Source organism: Terrisporobacter sp., from assembly GCF_017888745.1.
In the GTDB taxonomy this organism is placed as follows: Bacteria; Bacillota; Clostridia; order Peptostreptococcales; family Peptostreptococcaceae; genus Terrisporobacter.
In genome coordinates this window covers 1-2,095 of sequence record NZ_JAGHFM010000383.1, presented here as the reverse complement: position 1 = coordinate 2,095, position 2,095 = coordinate 1, and the positions used below count along the sequence as shown (strand labels likewise).

At 29.5% G+C, this 2,095-nt stretch carries 2 protein-coding genes; both read right to left on the bottom strand.

Annotation, left to right across the window (positions count from 1 at the left end):
* Window positions 1-267: 267 nt before the first annotated feature.
* Window positions 268-1,680, bottom strand: coding sequence for an MFS transporter (locus J7G74_RS16270; protein ID WP_297137323.1), 1,413 nt, complete (start codon window positions 1,678-1,680; stop codon window positions 268-270).
* 130 nt (window positions 1,681-1,810) lie between these two features.
* Window positions 1,811-2,095, bottom strand: a 285-nt coding sequence (locus J7G74_RS16265; protein WP_297137321.1) for a TIM barrel protein, incomplete at its 5' end; no start/stop codon positions are given.

The following is a 2,095-nucleotide window of genomic DNA, read 5'->3' as shown; positions in this document are numbered from 1 at the left end:
TATTACTACATTATGAAATCAAAAAATAACTCAAAGATATAATACAATAATAGTTAATAGTTATATTGTGACTTACGAGAAATAAATCACACTTAATAAAAAATTTACTTCGTCTAAGCCACTGTATAGTTAATCCTTTGATGCAAAACAAAAAGGTTTAGCTATTATTATATAACTAAACCTTTTTATTTATAAATATTAAAATATACTTATTTCCCCTATTATACCTGAGAAAATATTCTTATCGTTCTCTCTTAATATATTAGATTACATTTCTCCTCTAGATTCTCTCTCCATTAAATCTTTCATTATATCTGGATATATTTTATCTAATTTATAAAAAATCAGTACTATTGATGTAATTATCCAGACTGAAATCATTCCCCAGTGGTACGAAGTTATTACAGCATCTATAGCTGATTGAGGCTGTACAACTTCTTGTCCTGCAACTGTTGTTATATAACCAGCAGCCGATAAAATTGCACCAATTACTACTGTTGTCATCCCTGATGCAAACTTAAATCCTATTCCTGAAGCACTAAAAATCATCCCTTCTTGTCTTACTCTAGTTTTCCATTGACCATATTCAACAGAATCTGCCATCATAGCAAACACTAACGTTATTAATGGAGCTGCACCTATAGAACGAAAAACAATAGTTGTGAATTGCCATTGAAAAGTTTGAGGGCCTACCATTGCTGCAACTTGAGCTATTACTGCAAGTATAGCTCCATATAAAGATATATCTCTTTTAGAAAACTTTTTAAGTAAAGTTGGGCATAAAATTGCTCCAAAGAATAAAACTACAACTTCAATTGTATATAAAGTACTATATAAAACATCATTTCCCAATACATACTTACTATAATATGGCAATAATGTTCCTACTATTGCATAATGAAATGCTGTCATTCCCCATAATATAGTAGTAAATATCCAGTATTTATTTTTAAATAACATTTTTACTGATGTAAGTACTGGTATATTTTCTTTTGGTGCATTTGAGACAACAACCTTTTCTTCACATTTCATAAAGTTGAATACTAGTAAAACCATTGCAAGAATAGTCCACATAGTCATAACTTTAATCCAAGCACCTTGATTATCTCCTAAAATTTTAACCAATGGTAGTGTACATGAAACTGATAACATACGACCAACTGGTGACATTGCCATTCTAAATACTGTTAATGAAGCTCTTTCATCTTGATATCTTGTCATTAAAGGTGCAAGAGCTCCATAAGGTAAGTTTATAGCAGTATAACATACTGTTGTCGCTAAGTTATATGTAATAAAAATATAAATAGCGTGATATAAATCTGTCTTTCCTTGTGGAATTAAAAATATTAAAACTGAACATATTGCATATGGTATTGCCATCCAAACTAACCAAGGTCTAGCTTTACCATATTTTGATTTAGTTCTTTCTATTATCACTCCCATTGTAAAGTCTGAGATTCCATCAAATATCCTTGAAAATGCTAAAGTTGCCCCTATTATAGCTGGGTTGACTCCAACATAGTCTGTATAGAATAAAAATAACAGTGCATTTAATGTCCCAGCAACAAGGTTACAAGCGGTATCTCCAGAACCGTATGCTAATTTTTGTACTAATGTGATTTTTTGAGTAGTTATATCAACAGATGATGATTTATTTAAAGTGTCTGTCTTATTTCCCATATTAACCTCCTTAAAATCAATAAAGTTTATTAAGTTCTTCTTACAAGTTTATATAAATCACAACGAAGACTTTTTTATAGTCTTCGTTGCAGCATATGTTATCTAAAATAATTATAATATTTCACTAAATTTAGGCGAATATCTCCATTATCTTACTTACAGCTTCATTAGTAGAATTTTTTGGAAATAATTCAAATCCAATTTTTTCTTTATAACCCAATTCTTTTAAATGTTTTATCACATTAAAATAATTTATTTCTCCCGTTCCTGGTTCATGTCTACCTGGAGCATCTGCAATGTGTATATGACCTATTGTATCTATATATTTAGTTAAAGTATCACATATTCTGCCTTCATTAAGTTGCATGTGGTAAACATCATATAATATTTTTAATTTAGGAGAATCTATTAATCT